The 23,003-nt window shown below is 35.9% G+C and carries 28 protein-coding genes; 6 read left to right on the top strand and 22 right to left on the bottom strand.

Annotated elements, in window-relative coordinates:
• The 6 genes from flxB (at window position 1) to AC5P2S_RS16320 (ending at window position 6,586) form a co-directional block, all read left to right on the top strand.
• Entirely contained in the window at window positions 1-732 is a 732-nt protein-coding gene (gene flxB, locus AC5P2S_RS16345) for a flexirubin biosynthesis SDR family reductase FlxB (protein WP_283417813.1), read from the top strand.
• A gap of 85 nt (window positions 733-817) precedes the next feature.
• The gene (locus AC5P2S_RS16340) at window positions 818-2,038 is read left to right on the top strand and encodes a beta-ketoacyl-[acyl-carrier-protein] synthase family protein (RefSeq protein ID WP_283417814.1); all 1,221 of its coding nucleotides are present in this window, start codon (window positions 818-820) and stop codon (window positions 2,036-2,038) included.
• 7 nt (window positions 2,039-2,045) lie between these two features.
• A complete protein-coding gene (locus AC5P2S_RS16335; RefSeq protein ID WP_283417815.1) occupies window positions 2,046-2,300 on the top strand; it encodes an acyl carrier protein in 255 nt (84 codons plus the stop codon).
• A gap of 48 nt (window positions 2,301-2,348) precedes the next feature.
• Entirely contained in the window at window positions 2,349-3,233 is an 885-nt protein-coding gene (locus AC5P2S_RS16330; protein WP_494555618.1) for a lysophospholipid acyltransferase family protein, read from the top strand.
• Window positions 3,234-3,401: 168 nt separating this feature from the next.
• Window positions 3,402-4,928 carry a phytoene desaturase family protein gene (locus AC5P2S_RS16325; protein WP_494555617.1) on the top strand — a complete coding sequence of 509 codons (1,527 nt, stop codon included), beginning with the start codon at window positions 3,402-3,404 and terminating at the stop codon, window positions 4,926-4,928.
• Window positions 4,928-6,586, top strand: coding sequence for a C45 family autoproteolytic acyltransferase/hydrolase (locus tag AC5P2S_RS16320; protein ID WP_494555616.1), 1,659 nt, complete (start codon window positions 4,928-4,930; stop codon window positions 6,584-6,586). Before AC5P2S_RS16325 ends, AC5P2S_RS16320 begins: the two co-directional genes overlap by 1 nt.
• Window positions 6,587-6,647: 61 nt before the next feature.
• Here AC5P2S_RS16320 and AC5P2S_RS16315 read toward each other — a convergent pair whose 3' ends face one another.
• The 22 genes from AC5P2S_RS16315 to AC5P2S_RS16210 all read right to left on the bottom strand — a co-directional run bounded on the left by AC5P2S_RS16315 (window position 6,648) and on the right by AC5P2S_RS16210 (window position 22,984).
• On the bottom strand, window positions 6,648-7,820 hold the full coding sequence (locus AC5P2S_RS16315) for a DUF2062 domain-containing protein (protein ID WP_494555615.1): 1,173 nt from the start codon (window positions 7,818-7,820) through the stop codon (window positions 6,648-6,650).
• Window positions 7,821-7,824: 4 nt separating this feature from the next.
• Complete coding sequence (locus AC5P2S_RS16310) at window positions 7,825-8,301, bottom strand: hypothetical protein (protein WP_283417820.1); 477 nt, start codon at window positions 8,299-8,301, stop codon at window positions 7,825-7,827.
• Window positions 8,298-8,678 carry an ApeI family dehydratase gene (locus AC5P2S_RS16305; RefSeq protein WP_494555614.1) on the bottom strand — a complete coding sequence of 127 codons (381 nt, stop codon included), beginning with the start codon at window positions 8,676-8,678 and terminating at the stop codon, window positions 8,298-8,300. The genes AC5P2S_RS16310 and AC5P2S_RS16305 overlap by 4 nt, the downstream gene beginning before the upstream one ends.
• A 1-nt stretch (window position 8,679) precedes the next feature.
• A complete protein-coding gene (lolB2, locus tag AC5P2S_RS16300) occupies window positions 8,680-9,315 on the bottom strand; it encodes a flexirubin biosynthesis protein LolB2 (protein ID WP_494555613.1) in 636 nt (211 codons plus the stop codon).
• The gene (lolA2, locus tag AC5P2S_RS16295) at window positions 9,281-9,907 is read right to left on the bottom strand and encodes a flexirubin biosynthesis/transport protein LolA2 (RefSeq protein ID WP_494555612.1); all 627 of its coding nucleotides are present in this window, start codon (window positions 9,905-9,907) and stop codon (window positions 9,281-9,283) included. Before lolA2 ends, lolB2 begins: the two co-directional genes overlap by 35 nt.
• 149 nt (window positions 9,908-10,056) lie before the next feature.
• Complete coding sequence (locus AC5P2S_RS16290; protein ID WP_494555611.1) at window positions 10,057-10,818, bottom strand: polysaccharide deacetylase family protein; 762 nt, start codon at window positions 10,816-10,818, stop codon at window positions 10,057-10,059.
• Window positions 10,819-11,053: 235 nt separating this feature from the next.
• Window positions 11,054-12,115: a beta-ketoacyl synthase N-terminal-like domain-containing protein gene (locus AC5P2S_RS16285; RefSeq protein ID WP_494555610.1), complete on the bottom strand. Its 1,062-nt coding sequence runs from the start codon at window positions 12,113-12,115 to the stop codon at window positions 11,054-11,056.
• Window positions 12,112-13,311, bottom strand: coding sequence for a beta-ketoacyl-[acyl-carrier-protein] synthase family protein (locus AC5P2S_RS16280; protein WP_494555609.1), 1,200 nt, complete (start codon window positions 13,309-13,311; stop codon window positions 12,112-12,114). Before AC5P2S_RS16280 ends, AC5P2S_RS16285 begins: the two co-directional genes overlap by 4 nt.
• A gap of 84 nt (window positions 13,312-13,395) precedes the next feature.
• Window positions 13,396-13,653 carry a phosphopantetheine-binding protein gene (locus AC5P2S_RS16275; protein WP_034672593.1) on the bottom strand — a complete coding sequence of 86 codons (258 nt, stop codon included), beginning with the start codon at window positions 13,651-13,653 and terminating at the stop codon, window positions 13,396-13,398.
• Between the two features lie 100 nt (window positions 13,654-13,753).
• Window positions 13,754-14,293, bottom strand: coding sequence for a 3-oxoacyl-ACP synthase (locus AC5P2S_RS16270; RefSeq protein ID WP_494555608.1), 540 nt, complete (start codon window positions 14,291-14,293; stop codon window positions 13,754-13,756).
• 9 nt (window positions 14,294-14,302) lie between these two features.
• On the bottom strand, window positions 14,303-14,626 hold the full coding sequence (locus AC5P2S_RS16265) for a type II toxin-antitoxin system RelE/ParE family toxin (protein ID WP_494555607.1): 324 nt from the start codon (window positions 14,624-14,626) through the stop codon (window positions 14,303-14,305).
• Window positions 14,587-14,838: a hypothetical protein gene (locus tag AC5P2S_RS16260; RefSeq protein ID WP_494555606.1), complete on the bottom strand. Its 252-nt coding sequence runs from the start codon at window positions 14,836-14,838 to the stop codon at window positions 14,587-14,589. Before AC5P2S_RS16260 ends, AC5P2S_RS16265 begins: the two co-directional genes overlap by 40 nt.
• A gap of 39 nt (window positions 14,839-14,877) precedes the next feature.
• The gene (locus AC5P2S_RS16255) at window positions 14,878-16,026 is read right to left on the bottom strand and encodes a beta-ketoacyl synthase N-terminal-like domain-containing protein (protein ID WP_494555605.1); all 1,149 of its coding nucleotides are present in this window, start codon (window positions 16,024-16,026) and stop codon (window positions 14,878-14,880) included.
• Window positions 16,023-16,448 (bottom strand): acyl-CoA thioesterase, encoded by a 426-nt coding sequence (locus AC5P2S_RS16250; RefSeq protein ID WP_494555604.1) that lies wholly within the window; start codon window positions 16,446-16,448, stop codon window positions 16,023-16,025. The genes AC5P2S_RS16255 and AC5P2S_RS16250 overlap by 4 nt, the downstream gene beginning before the upstream one ends.
• Complete coding sequence (locus tag AC5P2S_RS16245; protein WP_494555603.1) at window positions 16,438-17,706, bottom strand: ABC transporter permease; 1,269 nt, start codon at window positions 17,704-17,706, stop codon at window positions 16,438-16,440. Before AC5P2S_RS16245 ends, AC5P2S_RS16250 begins: the two co-directional genes overlap by 11 nt.
• A complete protein-coding gene (locus tag AC5P2S_RS16240) occupies window positions 17,693-18,448 on the bottom strand; it encodes an ABC transporter ATP-binding protein (RefSeq protein WP_494555602.1) in 756 nt (251 codons plus the stop codon). The genes AC5P2S_RS16245 and AC5P2S_RS16240 overlap by 14 nt, the downstream gene beginning before the upstream one ends.
• Window positions 18,449-19,444 carry a BtrH-related acyltransferase DarH gene (darH, locus tag AC5P2S_RS16235; protein WP_240580537.1) on the bottom strand — a complete coding sequence of 332 codons (996 nt, stop codon included), beginning with the start codon at window positions 19,442-19,444 and terminating at the stop codon, window positions 18,449-18,451.
• 55 nt (window positions 19,445-19,499) lie between these two features.
• Window positions 19,500-19,904: a flexirubin biosynthesis protein DarG gene (gene DarG / locus AC5P2S_RS16230; protein WP_494555601.1), complete on the bottom strand. Its 405-nt coding sequence runs from the start codon at window positions 19,902-19,904 to the stop codon at window positions 19,500-19,502.
• Between the two features lie 4 nt (window positions 19,905-19,908).
• The gene (locus tag AC5P2S_RS16225; protein WP_283417831.1) at window positions 19,909-20,352 is read right to left on the bottom strand and encodes a hotdog family protein; all 444 of its coding nucleotides are present in this window, start codon (window positions 20,350-20,352) and stop codon (window positions 19,909-19,911) included.
• 144 nt (window positions 20,353-20,496) lie between these two features.
• Complete coding sequence (locus AC5P2S_RS16220; RefSeq protein WP_494555600.1) at window positions 20,497-20,928, bottom strand: hotdog family protein; 432 nt, start codon at window positions 20,926-20,928, stop codon at window positions 20,497-20,499.
• Window positions 20,928-22,067: a dialkylresorcinol biosynthesis protein DarB gene (gene darB / locus AC5P2S_RS16215; RefSeq protein ID WP_494555599.1), complete on the bottom strand. Its 1,140-nt coding sequence runs from the start codon at window positions 22,065-22,067 to the stop codon at window positions 20,928-20,930. The genes AC5P2S_RS16220 and darB overlap by 1 nt, the downstream gene beginning before the upstream one ends.
• A gap of 2 nt (window positions 22,068-22,069) precedes the next feature.
• Window positions 22,070-22,984 (bottom strand): dialkylrecorsinol condensing enzyme DarA, encoded by a 915-nt coding sequence (locus AC5P2S_RS16210; protein ID WP_283417834.1) that lies wholly within the window; start codon window positions 22,982-22,984, stop codon window positions 22,070-22,072.
• Window positions 22,985-23,003: the final 19 nt, after the last annotated feature.

Genomic DNA, 23,003 nt, shown 5'->3' with positions numbered 1-23,003 from the left:
ATGAAATGTGCAATCATAACAGGAGGATCCAGAGGAATTGGCAGAGCTATTTGTCTGAAATTGGCCGAGGAAAAAAATTATCATATTCTGATTAATTATACTTCCAATCAGGCTGCGGCAGAGGAAACTTTACAAGGTGTTGAAGAGTTGGGTTCTACAGGCGAAATTCTTAAATTTGATGTAAGCAATGCCGAAGAAACTCAGAATGTTTTAAATAATTGGCAGGAAAAAAATCCGGATTCTGTGGTTGAAGTTATTGTCAATAATGCAGGAATCACAAAGGATGGATTGTTTATGTGGATGAAACACGAAGACTGGAACAATGTTATCAATACAAGTTTGAACGGGTTTTTTAATGTGACTAATTTTTTTATCCAAAGATTGTTGCGTAATAAATATGGCAGAATCATCAATATGGTTTCTGTTTCCGGAGTTAAAGGAACAGCAGGACAGACTAATTATTCAGCCGCAAAAGCAGCGGTAATTGGCGCAACAAAAGCTTTGGCACAAGAGATTGCTAAACGGAATATAACTGTAAATGCTGTCGCACCGGGATTTATCAAAACCGATATGACGCAGGACTTTGATGAGAACGAACTGAAAGCAATGATACCGGCGAACCGATTTGGTGAGGCGGAAGAAGTAGCTGATCTTGTTGCATTTTTAGCTTCTAAGAAGTCATCTTACATTACAGGTGAAGTGATTAATATTAATGGAGGAATTTATTCTTAAATAATGTACCAATATATCAGTGTAACAGCTTACTAATATTGAAATTGTTACATTATTAGACTGATACATTGTTAAATTTGACAAAATGGAAAATAGAGTTGTGATTACCGGGATGGGAATTTATTCCTGCATTGGGACTTCTTTGGAAGAGGTGAAGAAGTCGCTCTATGATGGCAAATCCGGGATCGTTCTGGACCAGGACAGAAAGGAATTTGGTTACAGGTCCGGTTTAACGGGACGCGTTCCGAAGCCAGATCTTAAAAGTCTTCTAAGCAGGAGACAGCGTATCAGTATGGGCGAGGAAAGCGAATATGCTTACCTGGCTACAATTGATGCGTTAAAACAAGCCGGAATAGAACAGGAATTCCTGGACGCTAATGAAGTCGGGATTTTATATGGTAACGACAGTGTTTCACAGGCAGTTATAGAAGCTACAGACATCGTTAGAGAAAAAAAAGATACTCAATTGATGGGTTCTGGTGCAATTTTTAAATCAATGAATTCCACTGTAACCATGAATCTTTCCACAATTTTTAAATTAAGAGGAATTAATCTGACAATCAGTGCAGCTTGTGCAAGCGGATCCCATTCTCTGGGATTAGCTTATCTTTTGATCAAGAATGGATTACAAGATGCTGTTGTCTGTGGAGGAGCGCAGGAAACCAACAAGTTTTCGATGGCGAGCTTTGACGGATTAGGCGTTTTTTCTGTGAGAGAAGATAACCCTACAAAAGCTTCAAGACCATTTGATTCCGGAAGAGATGGATTGATTCCAAGTGGTGGCGCTGCAACTTTGATTGTTGAAAGTTTGGAATCTGCACAGCGGCGGGGTGCAAATATCATTGCAGAAATTGTTGGTTATGGTTTCTCATCCAATGGCGGACATATTTCTACACCCAATGTGGACGGACCGGCTTTGGCAATGGAAAGATCTCTGACTCAAGCCGGGCTAACGGCGGGAGATATTGATTATATCAATGCCCACGCAACATCTACACCTTTAGGCGATGCTAACGAAGCAAAAGCGATTTATGAAATTTTCGGTAACGGAGTTCCGGTAAGTTCTACCAAATCCATGACGGGACATGAATGCTGGATGGCTGGAGCAAGTGAGATTATATATTCGGTTCTGATGATGCAGAATAATTTTATTGCACCAAATATCAATCTCGATAATCCGGACGAAGATGCAAAAAAGATAAATTTAATCTCTGAAACAAAAAATCAAAAAATTGACGTATTTTTGTCGAATTCTTTTGGTTTTGGAGGAACCAATTCGTCACTAATTGTTAAAAAATTTGTTTAAAGACATTATGGAAAGAGAAAAAATTGTTACAATTGTTAATGATTTTCTTGTCAATGAGTTTGAAGTGGACCGCGATGATATCGTCAACGATGCCAATTTTAAGGAAACGTTGGGCTTGGACAGTTTGGATTATATCGATATGGTTGTTGTAATTGAGTCTAATTTTGGTGTAAAGTTGGGTGAAGCTGATTTTAAAAAGGTCGTTACTTTTGATGATTTTTATGATACGATAGAAACCAAAATTTCTGAAAAAGTAGCATAACTAATATTTCAAAGATATACCAATATTACTGATAATTGGTAATTCATCATGACTAAGTGGAAAGGCAAGTCCAAAGGAACGATACTCGGTTACAGGATATTTGTTTGGAGCATCAAAAATCTTGGCGTCCACAGTTCATATTTTGTGCTGTATTTTGTAGCATCCTATTACTTCTTGTTTCTTAAGAAGAGCAATCAATATATTTCATATTATTTTCGAAGGAGATTAGGTTATAGCTTTTGGAAATCACAGCTGTCTGTTTTCAAAAGTTACTTTGTTTTTGGAAAAGTACTGATTGACAAAACGGCTATTTCTGTAGGTTTAAGAAACCGATTCACTTATGAATTCGACGGGATAGAAAATCTCAAAAACCTTCTCAACGAGAAAAAAGGTGGTGTCTTGATCAGTGCCCATATCGGCAACTTTGAGATTGCAGAACATTTTTTTGCAGATATCGATTTTGATGCGCGGATCAACTTAGTCACAACTGATCAGGAAATTACAGTCATCAAAGAATATCTGGACAGTATTGCGGTAAAAAGAAGTAACATCAAATTTATTTACGTCAAGGATGATATGTCCCATATTTTTGACATCAATCAGGCTTTATCCAACAACGAATTGATTTGCTTCACAGGCGACCGCTATTTCGAAGGTTCCAAATTTCTCGAAGCAGAATTGCTAGGTAAGACTGCCAGATTTCCGGCAGGCCCTTTTCTTATTGCATCCAGATTGGGCGTTCCTGTTGTTTATGTTTATGTTATGAAAGAAAAAAATCTGCATTACCATTTATATGCAAGAGTTGCTCAGAACATTAAAAAACGGGATTCGCAGGGACTTTTAAATTCCTACACCCAAAATCTTGAATCAATGATTAAAAAATATCCGCTCCAATGGTTCAATTACTTCGACTTTTGGGACGATATTGATTAATTTTCAATATTTTTATGGCAGCTTAATCCGCCTTCCGCTCCCAATCTTTTTATTTTTTAGCAAAAAAACAAAAAGGATTTCCGCTCAAGTCGGGCTGCGAGTGATTCAACGTTTAAAGCTTATTTTTTTATTTAACATCTAAAGTCTAACATCTCACTTCTCTAGGAATTGGAAAAAGAATACGACATACTTGTTATCGGAAGCGGTTTGGGAGGTCTTGTGTCTGCTCTAGTTTTGGCAAAAGAAGGTCTGAAAGTGTGTGTGTTAGAAAAAAACAACCAATATGGTGGTAACCTGCAGACTTTTTCCAGAAACAAGCTGATTTTTGATACAGGTGTCCACTATTTGGGCGGACTTTCCAAAGGGCAAAATCTTAACCAATATTTCACATATCTCGGAATAATGGACGGACTGAACCTAAAAAAACTGGATGAAAACGGTTTTGATAAGATTACTTTTGATAATGACGAGATAGAATATCCGCATTCCCAAGGTTACGATAATTTTGTAGAGCAACTCTCCGCAATTTTTCCGGATGAAAAAGAAAATTTGAAAAAATACATAGAAGAGATCCAAAACGTTTGTAACGAGTTTCCCCGATACAATCTTGTTGGTGAAGGGAAATATAACGATGATATTCTTTACATCAATGCTCAGGAATTTATAGAATCTATTACTTCTAATAAAAAACTTCAGGCTGTTCTATCCGGTTCTAATTTTTTATATGCCGGGATTGCTCATAAAACGCCACTCTATGTCCATGCATTAACAGTTAACTCCTACATTCAGAGTTCTTACAAATGCATTAATGGAGGAAGTCAGATTTCAAAACTGATCATCAAGGAACTTCGTAATCACGGGGCAGAAGTTTATAAACACTCAGAAGTTACAGAAATGATCTTCGACGACAATAATGTGCTGAAATCCGTAAAAACAAAAAATGGAAAAGATTTTTTTTCGAAAAAATTCATATCAAATATAGAAATCAGAACGACATTAGATTTAGCGGGACGGGATCGATTTAAAAAATCGTTTACCAATAGAGTTAATGACTTCGATCCCACAAGTTCTTGTTTCAGTATTTATATTGTTTTGAAGCCTCAATCCTTCAAGCATTTTAATTACAACTATTACCATTACAAGTCAGAAGATAAGGTTTGGAACGGCTCCAGCTATTCCAGGGAAAGCTGGCCGGAGTGTTATATGCTGTCATCTTGTTCTTCAAAAGATAACCCTGATTTTGCAGAGAGTCTTACCGCTATTACCTATATGGATTATGATGAGGTCAGGGAATGGGAAAAGACTTTTAATATAGTTGCAGACAAGCATGAAAGAGGACAGGAATATGAGGATTTTAAGAAAAGAAAAGCTGAACAATTCATTGCTGAAATAGAAAAAAAATATCCTCATCTGCGATCTCATATTGTGGAGATTTATACTTCATCGCCATTATCTTACAGGGATTATATTGGTGGTTACAAAGGAAATATGTACGGCTATGTAAAAGATTCCGGCAATCCTTTGAAAACGATCATCTCCCCAAAAACCAAGATCAGTAATTTGTTCTTGACGGGACAAAGCATCAACATGCATGGAATTCTTGGTGTTACGATTGGCGCATTTGTTACATGTTCGGAAATTCTTGGAAAAGAAGTGATTGACGAAAGATTAATGAAAGTTTTAAATAAGAATTGATGAAGAGAGTTTTACTTTACCTTTTATTGATTCTCAACATCACATCCTGCGGAATAAGAAAATCCATCAAACACATTCCCGATGTGAAACAATATTCCCTTGAAATTCCGAAAGTTAACAAGATCAACGATTCTACTTTTAGTTTTAATCAAAATTATTTAACGAAAAATAGACAGCAGCTTTGGGAATTGTATATTAAAGGAAATCCTTTGCAGCTGGGCTATAATAACGGAGCTTTAACGCAAAATCTGATGCAGAAACAGGAAGAAATATTCTTTTCAAAAGTTGAAGGTTTTGTTCCGTCGAAGTTTAAGCAAAATTTATTACGTGGTTTTCTAAAGTGGTACAACCGAAAAATGTACCTGAACGTTCGTGAAGATTATCAGGCAGAATTATACGGTTTATCCCAATATTCATCGGATAAATATGATTTCATAGCTCCGAAATTTTTAAGAAGCATGTATTTGCACGGAGCGCACGATATCGGTCACGCGATGCAGGATTTAATGGTTGTGGGCTGTACTTCTCTTGCGGTCTGGAATGAAAATACGGAGGACGGAGATCTCCTGATCGGAAGAAATTTCGATTTTTACGTCGGCGATGATTTTTCTAAAAATAAATTGATCGAATTTGTAGAGCCGGAAGATGGAATTCCTTACCTTTCCGTAAGCTGGCCGGGAATGATCGGTGTCGTTTCGGGGATGAATAAGGAAGGAATTACAGTAACCATCAATGCCGGAAAATCTAAAATTCCGTTGACGGCAAAAACGCCGATTTCTCTGGTCACAAGAGAGATTTTACAATTCGCAAAAAACATCGATGAAGCTATTGCGATTGCTAAAAAGAGAAAAGTTTTTGTCTCGGAATCGATTTTGGTGGGAAGCGCGAATGATAAGAATGCGGTGATTATCGAAGTTTCTCCGGACAATTTTGGAGTGTACAAAGTGGAAAATACAAGCCGTATTTTTTGTACTAACCATTTCCAGTCGGATGCTTACAAAAATGACAAGAGAAATCAGAAACACATTGCAGAAAGTCACTCTGAGTACCGTTACGAAAAATTACAGGAACTTTTACAGGCAAATAAAAAACTTAATCCTGAGAAAATGGCTGCGATTTTAAGAAATAAATCAGGCTTGAAAGGAGAAAAGATCGGCTATGGAAATGAAAAGGCAATCAATCAGTTGTTAGCGCATCATGCGGTGATTTTTTCGCCTCAGAAAAAGCTGGTTTGGGTTTCTTCGAATCCGTATCAGTTGGGAGAATTTGTCTGCTATGATCTTAATGAGATTTTTTCTGATAAGAGATTGAAAAGCGGTGAGTTTGCAAAATCTGAATTGAATATTGCTAAAGATCCTTTTGTAGATTCTAAGGAATTTAAGAATTATGAAGAATATAAATTTGCCAGCTCTGAGGTGAATAATGCAACTGATGATAAGGACGTAATGCTCGCTGATGATTTTCTGCCTCATTACCAGTCTTTGAACTCTGATTTTTGGCTGGTATATTATCAATCCGGGAAATATTATTTTAGTAAAAAAGAATATTCCAAAGCAAAAATAGAATTTGAAAAAGCCTTAACCAAAGAAATTACAACGGTTCCTGATAAAGAAAATGTGGGAAGATATTTGAAGAAAACGTTAAGGAAATTGAGGTAGTTTTTTTGTTTCGGCGGCGGCAAAGCCGCCGCCGAAACCTTGAATCCAATAACGAGAAAAATCAGCTAATCTCCGGACTTACCCGGTTCAAAAATAAAAACGTCGCAATACCGGAAATAACCGAAGCCGTACTTGCTAAGATCATACTTCCGATTATATATTGAAGTAAATTATTTTTCACCAAGTCGAAATTTAGTTCCTGACTAAAAATATCACTGTTTTCACTAACAAACGGAGAACCTAAAAACAATGAAGCAGCAATAATAAAAGGAATAAATGGAGGTAAGCTCACATTGGAAGCTACAAAAGCCAACACTTTATTCAATTTAAAAAGAACGGCTAAAGAAATTACCAGTAAAGTTTGGAATCCCCAGAAAGGAGATAGTCCTATAAAAACACCTAAAGCTATAGAAAACGCTTTGTTACGGTTGCTTCCGTCGCTTTCAAGCACATCTTCCTTTATGAATTTTCTAATGCTTTTTTTTTTGAAATTATTCACGAAATTTCGCGGAATAATATAAAGCAAAGTGATCGTTACCAGGATGGTATTGAGAATGCTTATCCTCGTAAAATCTTTAAAAGGCCTGAAATGCGAAACCCTTTCTGCAGGATCATACAAAACTTTTATCGGAACATTCTTTACATGAACATGCCTCCATGCTGTCCGTACAATTATTTCAATCTCAAACTCAAATTTCGGGGTAAAATATTTTTTCGGAATTCTGTGTAAAGGGTATAATCGATAACCGGATTGCGTATCTTCAAGCTTAATTCCTGTCTCGAACCAGAACCAAAAATTAGAAAAACGGTTTCCAAAGCTGCTTTTCTTCGGAATTCCGTCCTGAGACATATTTCTGTTTCCAATCAATAAAACATCTTTATTTTCATTAAGCAAAGCTTCCACAAAAACAGGAATATCATCTGGATAATGCTGTCCGTCGGAATCTATCGTTATTGCATAGTTATAACCTGATTTTTTTGCCTTTCTGAAGCCGATTTTCAAGCCGTTTCCTTTTCCTCTGTTCTTAGGTAAACTGATGACATTGATTTGAGGATATTGGCTTAAGATTTCCTTTGTGGAATCGGTAGAGCCATCGTTGACAACAATGATATTTTCTGTGTATTCTAAAACACCGTCGATCACTCTTTTCAGAGTTTTTTCATTATTGTAAGTAGGAATTAAAACGCAGATCTTTTTTTCAGAGATTGCATTCTGTACTTCAGGCAGGGTCATTCGGTTATTTTAGTGAATTTTTTTCTGCTGCGGTCATCGTTTTAGACTGCATAGCAAATTTTCTGATGTATGTTTTCAGTGCAGAATTTTGCTTTGAATAATTATTTAGAATAAAAGTTTTATCTTCTTTCAGATTTTTATTATATCCTACAATTTTAGGAATATTTTCCTGAACGCTCATTCGGATCACTCTCAGTTCGGCATTGTTCGGATTGCTTTTAATAATTGCTTCAAGACTTGTTGCGCCGGATTTCACCAAAGCTTTTCTGTTGTTCTTGGTAATTTTGGCTTCCATGATCTTGGCTGCAGCTTTATAGCCCTGAATTACAGCGTCTGATCCAGATGTTTTTTCCGCAATATTGATGAATTCTTCCGTATTTGCATTGGACGAATTGGCCTTTGCATAGCTTTCCCTCAAAGATTCAAGACCCGATTGGAAAAAAAGGATAAAAGCCGTTAAAAATGAAAAAATTAGCTTCATTTTGCTGTTTTTTGGTAGTTAACTGACAATTTTAATGCAATAGTCTCGCCAAAAGACGTTGTGTTTTTTACTTTCACTTCTTCTTCGGTCTGCGTGATATCGAGTTGCAGTTTCAGGTCCGGTGTTTCAAAAGGATTGATGATCGCCATAAATTTCACGTTGGATGCCGTTTTTAAAAATAAAGGCGAACCAGTGAATTCCTCAGAAAGTTCTTTTACGATCTGCATCATGCAAACTCCTGGAGTAACAGGATTTCCGGGGAAATGTCCCTTGAAAATATCATGATCTTTGTTAAGAGAAATGTTGGCAATATAACTTCCGTTTTCTGCCTGTTCGTATGATTGTAAGGTATAAAAATCTGTAAGAATGGTCTGCATGTTATTCTGTTTCAGTTATTTGAAATAGTTTTATATTGATCTTGAAATCTTTGTGTTGAAGATCAATACTATCCGCGAAGATATGTTTTTTTGCATCAAATGTAAAATCGATTTTTTCCTTATTATTTTTCGTATAAATGATTTGTTTCAATAAACCATTTTCTTTGTTAAAGAATAAATAATAGATTTTTTTATCAACTTTAGAAAGATAAATTTTTGAATTTTCATTTTCAAAGCTTTCATTCACAGGATACTGTCTTTTTAAAAGCTGTTGAAAGTCGTTCTTTAAAAAGTTGATGACGATTTTTTTGTCTAAATCAGGAAGAACATAGTTCAGCTTAAAATTATTATCCGAAATTTCAAAATCGATTAATTTATTTCCGAAATCTGAAGTTAAAACAACACGATGCGTCGTTTCGTTAATTTTTTTTAATATCAAAATTCCGCTGACATGATTTTTATAAATATCCATCTGACATTTATAAACATAATCTTCGTTGGAAGAAAAATATAAATTTTCAACCGTTTTTTCAGAATTGGAAACAGGTTTTACATCCGTTAATTTGTATGTCTTACACGAAACGAACAGTAAGAAAACCAGGCTATAAACTGAATTCTGAAGCAGCAATCGGCGCATTGATTTTGGTGTTTTTGAAAACAATATTCGTCGTGTCACCTGAAGCTTCCGTCATGTTCACCTGCGAAACGGTTGATTGTCCTTTCGGAAAACTCAATTCGATCTGCTTAATGTATTTCAGCAATTGAGCTGATTTCGGGGTAAATTTTGCAACATTGAAATTGGCATTTTTCAGATACGTTACGGAAAATTCAGGATCGTTGAACATTTGTCCGTTTGAACTTCCGACAATCAGCTTATTGATTTTTTCAAAAGTTTTGCTTTTCGCATCTACAGAAGATTTTTTCCCCTGATCGTTGATGAAAATTTTATTATCCTTGAAAACAACGCTGTATTGATAAGGTTTCGTATATTTCCAGCTCAGCATATTCGGAGTTTTTAAAGACATTTTCCCGTACGTTACGATGCTTTTATCCAGAAAATCCATTTTTTTGGTTTGGGTAAAATCTGCCTGCAAGGTTTTTATTTCTTTGGTTTCCGAAGAAACTTTAGCTACAAATCCTTTTGCTTCCGCTCCAGACATCGCCGTATTTTGAGCAAAAAAGAAGCTTGAAACTAATAAGAATACTCCGAGAGCAATATTTTTAATCATTGTTTAACGTTTTTAAATTTAACCACAAAAGTCACAAAAGATTATTTTTTAACTTAAATATTTAGAAATAGAGTTTACAAAAGATGAAAATCAAAGATTTTCAGGACTTATGTGTTCTTCTTACAATTTAAACTTAAAATTCTAATATGTTAAAAAGCTTTTGTCTCTTTTGTGGTTAAAATATTATCAATTGTAAAAGTTGAATAATTTTTATCCTTCAAAAATACTAATAAATCCACCAAAACATTGTACGTTTTTTCCGAAGTGTCGTGAAGAAGAATGATACTTCCTTTTTTTAATCCTTTGGTGACTTTACGGTAAATTTTTTTCTCATCTTCTGTAATTGTATCGAGAGAACGGACATTCCAGCCAATGCTTTTTTTGTGAGTTTTTTTGATGGCTTTGGCAATATTCGGATTGGTAACTCCAAAAGGCGGTCGATATAAGCTCGTTTTTAAATTCCCGACTTTCAACATCACTTTATCACATTTTTCAATCTCTTCAATCATTTTTGCGATTGATAAAAATCCGGTATTGTTGGAATGAGAAAGGGTGTGATTTCCAACAATATGACCTTCCGCAATGATTCGTTGAAAAGTTTCAGGATATTTTTCAATCTGCTTTCCGATACAGAAAAAGGTTGCTTTTACGTTATTTTCTTTCAATAGATCTAAAAATTTTGGTGTGAATTCTGTCGGACCATCATCAAAAGTCAGAGCCACTTCCTTGATCTTTGTTCTTTTATGAGTAATGCTGTTAACGAAATATCCCAGTTCAATATCGAAAGAACCCCAAACAACAACCGCAGAAAACAATAAAAAACAAAACAAATACATCCAAAAAGTTCCGTGAAACGCATAAATAAATACGTTACAGAAAAGATAAAATAAGATAAATGGGTAATGTTTCATCTTTATTGTTTTTGAATTTGATTTAAAAATATCCAGTTTTTTAAAGCGGTATCTTTGTCATTCAGAGCGAAACGAAGTGTAGCGTGGAATCTAAGCATCGTTATTAGATTTCTCCTACGTCGAAATGACAGCTGTACGGTTTCCTTTGCTGAGTGAAACGCCTTTGCGAACGGAAATGTTTTCAAACTTTAAAATAAAATCTTTGCGCTCTTTGCGTTAAAAACAACTCAACAAACTAAGCTTTCCCTAACAAAACTAAACTATGGTCATTTCCTCCCAAATGATTATAAAGCAAAATATTTTTAATTCTGTCTTTCTTCACAGAATTAATCATCATCACTTCCGGAATCTCCTGATTTTTAAGGATATGACAAGCCATAAACGTTGAAAAACCGCTTGCTGTATTGAATTCTCCACTCAAATGTTTATAATACAACAAAGCCGAATTTTCAAACAAATTCATTGCTTTTGCATAATAAACATCCGATTTCGCATCTCCGCTGAAACCTAAAATTACAGCATCAATTTCATCATTTTTCAAATTATTTTTAGCTAAAAAATCTTCAACAAACTGTTCCGTTTCTTCCAGATTTAATTGGTTATTGATCTGGATGTCTTGCAATTGAGCATAAGAATTTTCCGTTTTATTTTTCCCTAAAACAAAAAAGCTTGCGCCTTCTCCCCAAATGACGCCGTCTGTTGTTGAGTTCAGATAATCAACGGGAAGATTTTCTTCTTTTTTAATAGTTTTGTTCAATTTGTACAATTCCATTGTCCGGTCGGTTTGTTCGTCTGTGGAACCGACCAAAACATTTTCTGCTTCACCGTCATTGATCTGTAATTTTGCATCTAAAAATGAAAATTCCAACGACGAAGATGTGTTTACATACGTGAAATTGTACGCGTGACACTGCAATCCTAAAGCAATTTGTCCCGCAACCGTATTGTGCGTGGACTGAATAAAAAAGGTGGGAGTCAGAAATTCTTCGTTATTATCCAATACATTTTTCAGAAATTTTTCAGAATCCTGGGAACAGCCCATTCCGGTTCCGACGATAATCGCGTCAGGATTTTCGATTCCGGCTTCTTTCAAAGCATATTGTGAAGCTACGGAACTCATTTTTACGGTTTTAGACATTCTTCTGCTGGCTGCAGGCGGAATGAATTCCTTGTAATTAGGTTCCATCGCTTTTAAAACTTGAGATGAATTTTCAGGTTTAAGATTTTGGAAAAAATTCTCGTTTAAAGTGTCCTGAACCGAGATACAAGCTGCACTGTTGATGTAAACTGCACTCATGATTTTGAGAAAATTAAAGTTGAACAATTTCCTCCAAAACCAAACGAATTGGAAAGTACATGGTTAATATTTTTCTCTTTGAGCTTAGTCACAGGCGTTAAATCAAATTCTTCCATTTTGGTTTTAAAATTCAGATTCGGGAAAATAAGATTGTTTTGAATTGCCAACAACGAATATACCGCTTCAATTCCCGCTGCTGCTGCTAAAGTATGACCCGTAAAAGCTTTTGTAGAACTGAATTCAGGAACTTTATTTTCGCCAAAAATTCGGATCATTGCAATTCCTTCAGACAAATCATTATTTGGCGTTGCTGTTCCGTGAACGTTGATATAATCGATATTTTCTTTATCCAAACCTGAAACTTTCAATGCTTTTTCCATAGCTAAATAAGCTCCCTGCCCGTTTTCCGAAGAAGCGGTCTGGTGATGTGCATCATTTGCATTTCCGTATCCTGAAAGATAACCTAAGACTTTTTTGTTTTCTTTTTTAACGACTTCATCAGATTCCAGAACGATGAAAGCGGCTGCCTCACCCAGATTCAAACCCTTTCGGTCGTTGTCAAAAGGCGTGTTGTAAGAATCCGTCAGAATCATCAGTGTATTGAAGCCATTCAATGTAAATTTTGAAAGAGAATCTGTCCCGCCAACAATTACACGATCCAAAACGCCGTTTTTAATGAGTTTTGCACCCATCATAATCGCATTGGCTGCGGACGAACAAGCTGTACTGATCGTTGAAACCATGCCTTTTAGACCCAAATAATCTGCAATCAATAACGATGAATTTCCCGCATCGTGAGCGTCAATATATTTTTGCTTTTCAGGAAAGTCTTCGTAAGTATAGAAATATTTTTCGGTAACGTCCATTCCGCCAACGCTTGTTGAGGAAATAAGTCCGGTTTTATACTCATTAATGTCGGAAATTCCGGCACTTTCTACAGCTTCTTTTGCAGCAATCATGCCTAACAAAGAGGTTCTTGTTGCGTTGTTATCTTCATTCAACTGAAGTTTTTCAACAAGCTCTTCATTAGACAATTTTATTTCGCCGGTTTTGATATTTCCGGAATGACGAGTTTCAAACAAACTAATGTCTGAAATTCCGTGTTTTCCGGATTTCAGCGAACTCAAATTTTCCTCCACATTGTTTCCAATCGCGGAAATGATGCCCATTCCTGTTATGGCAATTTTTTGACCCATTTTAAATTTATAATGTAACAATGTATCAATTTAACAGTGTAACAATACTGGTAAACTGTTAAATTGATACATTGCCAGATTGAATTATTTCGTTCTGTTTTCTTCAATGAATTTTGCCATGGTGTCGATCGAAGAAAAAATTTCTTTCCCTTTTTTCGGATCGGCTAATTTGATTCCGTATTCTTTATCCAAAAGCACGATTAATTCCAGAGCGTCGATAGAATCCAATCCAAGACCTCCGCCGAATAACGGATCTGTATCTTTGATTTCTTCTACTGCAACGTCTTCTAAATTAAGAACTTCGATGATTTTGTGCTTTAATTCTTCTCTTAAGTTTTCCATAAAAATTATTTTAATGTACAATCTAGCAGTGTACCAGTTTACCAATGGATAACTGCGAATCATTGTTACATTGTTATAGTTATATTGTTAAATTGTTACATTAGTTCGTAAGCAAATATACAAAAGCTTGATAACTTTCCTGATATAGTTCTACCCAGCCACACAATACTTTATCGGCCTTGCCTGACTGTAAAATCTGGGCTGCGTAATCGTTTAAAAAATTTTCATCAAATTCGTCCAAAACAAAAAAAGCATTCTCTGTCTGCATTTTATGCTTGATGCTGATTTCGCCAACGCAAATATTGGGTAAAGTATACACAAAAACCGCAGGACTCGGAAAATAGTTTTCCTGAGAATTGATGCTTTCCTGATATTTAAAATCGGTATCCAAACTTGATGATTTATTGGCAAAAACCAAAGCCGTTCTGCTGTGGTCTTCATCTTTTAAAATCATTTCAGAAGCCAGAAAAGCGAGTTTGCTGAGATTATCCATTTTGTGAAATTTCGGATAATTCAATGCTAAACTTTTATAAGCCTCTTTCGCAAAATCTGAAAAATTTTCGGTGGGAGTTTCAAAAATAACTTCGTTGTTGAGAGCGATTTTTGAATTTTCTATGGTGCAAATGTCTGTTTTCTTCATTAATAAAGTTTAAGGCTTTTTTGTAGGATTTTGATGGGTATTGAAAACAGCAAAAACAATAATATTATCGTTTATAATTTGATAAATGATAACGTAAGGAAACTTCTGAATATACGCTTCACGCAGGTTTCCTTTTTTCGAAGGAAAATGCAGTGGATTGTTTTGAATTCTGATAAAATAAGACTCAACCTTTTGTGCAAATTTTTCTCCAAGTCCAGTTTGCTGACTTTCGTACCATAATGCAGCTTCCAGCAAATCGGCTTCAGCTTTTGGAGATAAAGAAAAGTGGTAAATCATAATTTTTTCATCAGTCGTTCCTTCACTTCTTCCCATGAAGAAGTTTTAAGTTCACCATTTAAATATTTTTCACGTTCTTCTTCAATTCGGTCATAAATATAATCAGGAACTTGTGGGTATTGTGAAGATTCTAATTCTGCATCTTGTTCTTCAGCATCAATAATTCCTTTGAAAATTCGCAGAATTCTTTCATCCGCAATATCAATGAACTCGTGAATTCTTTTTCTGATGTCTACTGTAGATTCCATTTCCTAAAACTTTAATTTTATAAAATTACAAAATTATTTTCAGCATTTTTCCAAAACGATTGCCGCATTACATCCGCCAAAACCTGAAGCTGTTTTCAAAATATATTTAATTTCTGCAGGCTGGTTTTCTTTGATAATATTCAAAGGTTGGGAAGTTCCTGTTTCTTCAAAATTTTTAGAAGGAATTAAAGTATTGTTTAAAGCACTTTCCATTGAAATAATGCTTTCCAACAATCCTGAAGCGCCCAGACAATGTCCATAATAACCTTTCATGCTGTTCAGAGGAACATTTTGCAATTCTATTCTGTTGAAAGCTATGGCTTCCATTTCGTCATTGTAAATGGTTGCTGTTCCGTGCGCCGAAATAAAATCGATTTTTTCTGTCGAAACTTGGGCTTCTGTCATTGCATTTTTGATGCTTGCAAATAATCCGTCGCCTGTTCTTGAAGGTCCGGAAATGTGATTGGCGTCATTGATGGCTGAATCTCCTAAAACTTTAAAACTAAATTTTTCGTTTTGATTGAGTTCTGAAGTGATATAAACTGCTGCTGTTGCTTCACCGATGTTAATCCCGTCACGGTTTTTATCGTAGGGTTTACAAATTTCGGTTCCGATCGCCTGAAAAGAATTGAAACCAGAAATTACAAATTCAGAAATTTCGTCTCCGGCAATGACAAAAGCATCTTTATATTTTCCCGCTTGAATCATATTTTTGGCAACAGCAATCGCCATCACTCCAGAAACACAGGCATTGGAAACAACAATCGGTTTTGTTTTAAATCCGAAAAAGTCAGCAATTTTTTGAGCTAAGCTGGAAAGAAAAATACCTTCCGGTAAAGTCTTCTGGTTTTTTAATAAACTGATATTTCCTTTTGTTGTTGATAAAATAAAAGCCGTTTCGTTTGAAATCTGATGTTTTTCAACCAAAGGTTTTAAACTCAACAAAAACATTTTTTCAAGCCTTGTGAATTCCGTACTGTCATTCTGAGCGGAGTCGAAGAATCTATTAAATTCTTTATTTAACTTTTCAGAATCAATCATAGAAGCATAAAAAGGCTCCTGATTTTCTATGATTTTATGTAAAGCTACGCCGGATTTTCCTTCCAAAAGGGCATTCCAGTTCGAAGAAACATCAAAACCTAAAGGCGTGACGCAGTTGTAATCTGTAATGTAAACTTCCTTTCTCACGATAACCCCATTTTATCTTTCCAGGCCTGAAAAAACTCAGGATTATACAAACATAAATTATTGTCAGAATCCAGGAAAACCTGAATGGTTTCTCCTGAACAGACCAATTTATTGTCTTCGTTAAAAAGCTCGTATCTGTAAATTAATTTCGCCGAATTTGAATTCACGAAAGTGGTTACAATTTTAAAGGTTTCTCCGTATTTTAAAGGAAGAAAATGTTCACAGGTACTTTTTACAATCGGTGTTACAAATCCTGCTTTCTGAATATCAAGATAGGTCAAACCGTGCTGTCTTCCGAAAGCTTCTCTTCCGTCTTCAAAATACACGATGTAATGTCCATGCCAGACAATTCCCAACGGGTCTGTTTCGTTGAACCTTACGCGAACTTCCTCTGTACAAGTTAAATTTTCTTTAGACTGCATTTTGTTTTCTTTCGTAAAATAATGAAATAGCGACCATGGCTACATAAAATAAAAATAAGAAAGTGATTTCTTTGGCAATTCCTCCGATTCCGCTGTTTCTTAAAATAATGTCATAGTAAGCATTCAAGCCCCAGTTCATAGGAGAGAATTTGGCGATGGTCTGCATAAATTCAGGCATTAAAAATACCGGAACCCAGATTCCTCCGACAGCTGCCAAAACGACAACCGAAGTTGCCCCAAATGGCGCAGACTGTTCCTGCGTATCGGCAACAGTTCCCAATAAAACTCCGAATCCGATTGCTGCCAAACCTGAGAATAAGGTCACAACAATAAGCTGGAACATTTTTCCTGTCACGTCAAACTGCGGTAAATCCATATAAGGAAAAAGGTAAATTCCCACCGCAACCATCAGTAAAAACTGAATGACGCAAATTATCAAATAAGTAAATGTTTTTCCTAAAATATGGATAAAGTAAGGAGTCGGACTGATTCTCGCTCTCACGCTCGTTCCCTGACTTTTTTCTTTAACTAAATTAATCGATAAGGGAACCACAATAAAAAATATCGCAAACAAAGCCCAAGCCGGAACGTTGTGCTGAACGGAATTAGGCATGACATCCATGTTGCCTTTTTTCGGAGTGATTTCTTTAAAGCTGATCAAATTTTTATTTTCTTCCAGGTTTTCCGTCGTTCCCAGCTGATCCTGAAAAGCTTTGTAAATCTTTTTATTTTCGATCTCAAAAACCATTTTGTTCACAGCATTCATCACATTGTTTTTGAAGCCGATATTGGTTGCCGGATCGAAATATAAATGAATATCTTTCGCTTTTGAAACCGTTTTCTTCACGGCGGAAGAATCTGTTTCCAGACCAAATGAACTGACGATGGTCTGAACTTTTGTATCAATATTTGAATTGATATCTTTCGTTAAATTTTCGGGGATGACGATAGCCATTTGATAATCGCCGCCAAAAACAGCATCCTGAGCGGATTTTTCCGTAAAATTGGTCAGTAACTCGAATGTTTTGCTGCTTTCAAGCTCCTGTTTTATGTTTTTCGAAACTTCAGACTTGTCATTGTCAATAAAAATAATCGGGATTTTTGAGCCTTCCAGATTTTTAAAGGTAGAATCCTGAATCAAGGTAATCGTGATAATCAGCAATAAAGGCATCACGAAAATAATGACGATTCCTCCGATATCTCTTTTCAGCAAAAGGATTTCCTTAACGAAACTTCTCCACAGTTTATACAACAACATCTCTTAATTCTTTTCCGGTTAATGAAATGAAAACATCTTCTAAGTTTTCGGCATTTGTTACTCTGTTCACCAATTCTTCAGGAGTTCCCACCGCATGAATCTTTCCATGGTCGATGATGGCAATTTTTGTACAGAATTCCTCTGCTTCTGAAAGGTGATGAGATGTATAAATGATGCAGGTTCCTTTTTTATTCAGCTCCAAAAGGTGGTCGATGATGGCTTTTTTTGACTGAACATCAACACCAACAGTTGGTTCGTCAAGAAATAAAACTTTAGGATTATGAAGGGTTCCCGCGATCAGATTGCAGCGACGCTTCATTCCCCCTGAAAACTGTTCTACTTTTTTATCTGCGAATTTTGACAAACCCATGATTTCCAAAGATTCATCAATAGCATTTCTTAATTTTTTGTGACTTAAACCATACAGACTTCCGAAAAACATCAAATTTTCTTTAGCGGTTAAAGTCGGGTATAAAGCGTATTCCTGCGGAACAATTCCGATGATCTGTCTTAATTTAAAACCATCTTTTTGAGGAGACAATCCATTGATTTTAAAACTTCCCGATGTGGGCTTTATTAAACCTGAAAGCATGGAAATCAATGTTGTTTTTCCTGCTCCGTTTGGACCGAGAATTCCGTAGATTTCGTCTTTATCAATATTCAACGAAATATCATTTACAGAAAACTCTTCTGCATTTTTATATTTTTTATATAAATTTTTAATCTCAATAAAGTTCTCCATTTAGATCGCTTTTCTCAGTTTTTTATAGAAAGCTTCTTCCAGATCTGCGATATGAAGCATAGTTTTCGAAAGCTGGTTGTAAATATCGCTTTTCGAATTCCTGTTTTTGTAGACTCTTGCAATATCCACCGCAAAATCTCTCCAAAGATCACCGATTGCTGTAATTTCTTTGGAAAGTTCTCTTAATTCATCATTTTTAAGGATCACCGCAGCTTCTTGCAAGAAAGCTCCGTAAATAAATCTGAAACCACCGCCTCCGGTTCCGATTTCTTCCTGCATTCTGATCAGTTGTCCCAAATAATGATTGGTGGTTTTTGTTCCTTTTTTTGCAGCCCATTTCGGGATGCTTTTAGCCACCCAACGCATTGCTTTTACTCCAATGATCGGAACGGGAGCCAACATATTTTTACAGGTATCTTTAATCCCTTTTTTGATCGCTTCTTCCAGATTTACATTTTCGGGAATGTAAGTAGGGTAGTACATATGACCTTTCGGCGGAAGAGCGCCTTTTGCATATCTTACTTTCTCCAGTTCGGCTTCTGTAAGCGTCGTTGTGTAATCCATCACAGGATCACTGATCAGAAATTTTCCGTCTTCTTTTCCGTAAACAACTAAGTTGTGAGCGTTGAAGTGGAATTTATATTCTTCAGGAAAATAAGTAAGATTGAAAACTCCTACCTGAAGTCCTGTCGGGATATTATTTTCTAAATTTTTTTCCAGCGCTTTCTGAGCTTCTGCCGGATTTGAGAATTTGATTCTTTTAATTTTTATTCCCAGTCTTTTTGCCGCTTTGCTGAAAATCGCACCTGGCATCGGGCGATAACTGAAACCGGGAGCGAAATTCACTTTTAAAAAAGGAAGATACACAAAGAACAATCCGGAACCGATTCCGAAAATCATGGGTTCGCTGAGTTTTAACCCTTTGTTTAATAGTAAATTGGAGGCGACACCGTTTTCGCAATGTGCGGTCTGATGGTGTTCAAAATTAAGTTTCATTCTTAGCTTGATTTTACCAAACCTTCAAGGTTTTAAAAACCTTGAAGGTTTCTATTTATTTTCCGTCGAAGTTTTTTAATTCATCTACTGAAATCCCGAAAGCGTCGGCATATTTTTTCAGTACGGATTCACTTAGTGTTTTAAAAATTTTTGGTTTTGCATGTCTTTTTACGCGCCATTGCCACATTCCGACATAGGCTGCAAGAACTTGTAAATCCATTTTATTCAGCTCCATGAAATAAATAATAGGGCTTACTTTATGATTGGCAACATCTTGTTTTGCGTCTTCAATACGCTCATGAATCAGTTCCATCGATTCTTCGAGTGCTGCTTTCTTAGCATCCCAGCCAATGCTGTTGGCTGTGGTGTAATTATCATTTTCGTCGGTCACATACAACACTTCGGTCATGTTGGCTGACTTCAGATTGCTTTCGTCCTGAGGAAGGTCTTGTTTTTTCATTGGCTTAGTGTTTTACTTCTTGAATAAACAAATTAATTTCAGCTCTTATCAACAATTCATCATTGTTAAATGTCTCGCAGAAGATATGGCAGATGTTTTCAAACTGAGAAATCAGAGAGGCTTTTGAAATGATCTTATCGCCCACTTTCGGTAAAGCAAAGACTTCAATTTTCTTAATATTGGTGATGAAACCAATCACTTTTGTGTCTGCATCAGGATTTTCGAAGAAACTTTGTCCGAGAATGGATGAACAGGTCTGCGCGAGATTTTCAATCAAACCTGCTTCAACAAATTCATTATTGTGAACAAAAATGTTGTCTTGAGTAATTCTGAATGATGTGATGACTTTATCTTCCGTCAATTCCAAAATATAATCCGTCATCAGCATCGGTTCGCGATGAGGTAAAAAATTGTGGATGTTGATTAAGTTTTCAGTCTTCGGTTCCATATTTTATTTTAACCACAAAAGTCACAAAAGTTTTTGCCATTTTTATTTTTAAAAAGCTCAAAAAAGATTGTCACTTTAAAACTATTCTTCTTTTGAACTTAGATTAATTACTTTTCCTTTCTTGACTTTGTGGTTTATTTTTTATTATTTCACAATGGTTTTCATCTGCGATTTTGCAATCACTTTATCATTGATTTTTGTAATGATTTCTACCAATGTTACGCCCATCATTTCATTAATGATAGTCGCTTCGGATTTTAATACATCTCCAGTTTGAGGTAAACTTTCGGCTTCAAAAGATTTGATAGCACCGATGTAACCTGTAGGAGATTCCTTTCCTAAAAGAAAATATTTGTAACCCGTATGCAAAGCTACACTCTGCGCCTGGTGTTCAATCAAACCAGAGGCTTGAAACGTATTGTCATTAACAAAAATATTGTCTTCTTTAATGACAAATTCGGAAATCAAATGATTTTCCGAATATTCTACAAGCCCGCTTACCATTACAAAAGGAAACTTTTGAGGAATCAGACTTTCTATGAAGTTTTTGTCAGAATTTGGTAACAAGTTTTCCATTAACAAACTGTCAATAATGCGCAAGAATAAGCGAATCGTCCACTTTCCGGAACACAAAGAAGGATTTTTTCTCCTTTTTTCAGTTTCCCAGAATTCATCAATTGCTCTACAGCAATAAAGATGGATCCAGCACCGATATTTCCAACTTCGGAAAGATTATAGAACCATTTTTCCCAAGGAAAATCTAAGCCTACATTGGCAAATTCTTCTTTCAATCCATCTTTGAAATAACCGGAAGAGATGTGTGCTAACACGTGATCTATAGATTCCGGATCCAGCTCATGTTTGTCAAAAGAAGCTCTCAAACTCTGCGCACCTTTTACAAGGATATACTGATCCAGAATTTTTGTGTCTTGCTTCAAAGCAAAAATAGATTGCTTCAACCACTCATCAGAAGGATAATCTGCCCAGGATTTTAGACTTCCGTCTTCCTGTTTTTCACAACCGGAGTACATACAAGCCTCGATCTCGTGAGCGTAAGAATAAAAATCAATCCACTCGATTCTCAATGATGTCTGGTTTTCTCTTGGTTTGTTTTCCAATAAAAATGCACCAGCACCGTCAGAAAGCATCCATCTTAAAAATTCTCTTTTGAACGCTACGATTGGTCTCTCTTCCAATAGCTTCAGATTCTCTGCTTCATGATCAAATTTATCCGCTGTCATCCAAGAAGAAAACCGCTCAGAACCAACACAAACCGCATTGTTTTTTACACCTGCTTTTACAGAAAGAAAACCGTAGTTCAGCGCATTCATCCCGGAGTTGCAAAGTCCCATTGATGTATTGATCTCCACAGATTTGTTCATACCCAATTCACCGTGAACCATTGATGCGTGAGACGGCTGTATTTGGTCTGCAGACGTTGTTCCGCAAGACAACAGTTCCATATCTTCTTTTTTAAAATTCTCATCAAAAAGCCCGTTAATTGCATTAGCTGTAATCTGAGCATTGGTATGAGTGGGTTGTCCATTTTTGTCAAGCGCATAATATCTGGTTTTGATTTGATTATTCCTCAAAATCAAAGCTCTTGCTTTGGAAGGTGTGTTGTTTACCAAACCAAGATAGGTTTCCATATCATCATTGGCTATCGGTTCATTTGGTAAGTATGTAGAAGATTTGGTGATATAAACGTTACTCATTTTTATTTTAAATTAATTCCTTGTAAATATTCTCTTTGTTTTTTTCTCTTAAACCATAATAATGGCGCTAATAATATATGAAATATTAAAACGATCGGAGATATAATCCAGATCGCTGCCATCAAATATACCTTAAAGAATTTTATCAGCAAAGGACGCTTTTCTTTTTTCTTGATAATCAGATTCGACCAGACGGTGAAAATTTTGTTCCCGACTTTTTCTACTCTTACCAAAAAAGGTCTTATCTCTACCGCTCCGTTTTTTACCAGATCGGGCTGAAGATCCTTTAAGCTATTTTCGCGCAAATGCCCTTCAATAATCTTACCATACTTTACAGAACCGGCAATTTCTTCGTCAGAAATTCCCGCGGCAGGTAAAATTCCGGATTTTTCTTTTTGTCCGGTTGTTAGCCAACGTAGGATTGTAAGTACGCTGGTGTAGTTATCGTGTCTGTCAACCAACGCGATATTTCCTACTAATTGAGCCTTCAAATCACGCAGATAGACTTTCAGTTTTTCCTGAGAAAGCATCCACATATTCCTGGTTCCAGAGATTGTAACGACTGGTGTATCTTTCAAAATATTTTCTGCATAACCACTTTTCAGGAACGAAATAATCGGAATCGAAGGCGTCAAATACCAAACCTGATATCCGAAAAGGATGAGATCAAATTTTTGATTCAGAACATCTTCCGGTGGTGGAAGGATTTCACTTGGAATCTGAAGGTAAGACTCCGGAAATGTATTGAAAAACACATCACTTGGCCATGGAAAAGGAAAATCCTTTTTAAGCTGGATGTTATAATAGGTAACACTATATTCGTCCTTTTTTTCCTCAAACGGCTGAGCTATATTCTTCACAATATCCTTCAGCTGCCCGGTTTGCGAATAGTATATGACAAGAATTTTTTTAGACATTAATAAAAATGGTTTTATA

The organism is Epilithonimonas sp. 33E (assembly GCF_059372615.1).
Note: the sequence above shows the minus strand (reverse complement) of the source record. Positions and strands in the feature narration are given on the sequence as shown.